Raw genomic sequence first — 1,347 nt, forward strand, 5'->3', positions numbered from 1 at the left:
GAAGGATGGCATCGAGGCCATCAAGGCCTCCGGCCTCCTGGCGGGCTACATCGTCTTTCACCCGGCCCGACTCCGTGAGGAGGTCAAGAAGGCCTTGAGGCAACTGAACCATAGCCTGAAGGCCTCTGGTGAGGCTACAAAACCGTTCTGGGAGCACGTGCACGATGATGCCTTAGGCCTGGGGGACATGCACCAGTATGCTTACTGGTCACCACACTTCCACGCGGTCGGGGTCGGCTACCTGGTGAACGCGAAAGACTACAACCAGGCGACCGGCTGGATCTACAAGAACAAGCGACCAGGTGGTATCCCACTTTCGGTCCGGTGGAACGAGAAGGAAAACCGCTTCAATGACGACATTTACACGCTCTTCTCTTACCTCATGACGCATGCGGCCTATGTCCAGGGGAAGCGGGCGACCAGGACATTCGGCTATCTGAACCCGAAGCACGTTAAGAGGGTCGGTGACCAGTTCGTGAAGCACTATCACGCTGCGGTCTGCCCGGTCTGCGGGTCGCCGGTGGTCCGCTACTGGTTCAAGGATGATGAGCCGGACGAGCCTGAGGTCGATATCGAGGGTGAACTACGGCCTGTAGCCTGCCGGATATGTGGCTACAACTACGAAGTGAGGTTGTGATATGGTGAAAGATGACGAAATAATTGATTGCTACTGTTTTCAGGCTTCTGCGGATGCGACGTTCGAGGCGGTGCTCGAGGTCCTGGTCGAAGAGGCTGCGGCTACTGGGGGGTTTGTGATGATGTTCGGGCCCCCGGAGCTGCTCGAGGGGCTGGAGGAGGAGGCGGGGGGGGAGCCGCAGGCCCCCGCCCGCCTCCGGGGTCCGTCTGTGTTGCCTGGGCCTATGTGGTCGCCTCTGAGGTAACCTTCCGGACCGGAAGGGGGGCCTTGCCGCCCCCCTCTCCGGGCCTATCGCCATTGCCAAGGCCGAAGGCCGCGGAGCGCGAAGCGCGGAGTCAGCGACGCGAAGCGGAGCGTGTCCTCCTGGCTTCGGCAGGTATAAGTAACCGGGCACCAAAATAACGGTTAGCGGCGTCCTGGCTGATGCTAAAAACTTAGTCACTGGACAAAAATCCCGAGTGCCCCAACCGGGCGAAGAACTAGCAATTTGTTTTCGGGTCACGGTCGAGGCGCTGCGGGAGTACGATGATGTGTTAGCCTCGTCTGCATATAAAGGGCACGACACGAGTAGCCCGGACTTCAGTCCGAATCAAGATCCCGACCCTGCACAGTATCCTGCTATAGGGCTTAGTGTGAATCTGGAGACTCTCCAGTCTCCTTATGACTTTCCGGGCATGGGAACGGTCACAAACGAATACTGCGGTACCGTT

The 1,347-nt window shown here is 59.0% G+C and carries 1 protein-coding gene; it reads left to right on the forward strand.

Annotated features, from left to right (window positions below):
- Positions 1–637: hypothetical protein (locus tag ACE4YL_RS08635; protein ID WP_461369524.1), on the forward strand; the 637-nt coding region annotated here is incomplete at its 5' end.
- Between the last annotated feature and the right edge of the window lie 710 nt (positions 638–1,347).

Origin of the sequence: Candidatus Darwinibacter acetoxidans, assembly GCF_041936445.1 — a bacterium.
In the GTDB taxonomy this organism is placed as follows: domain Bacteria; phylum Bacillota; class Limnochordia; order Darwinibacteriales; family Darwinibacteriaceae; genus DTU010.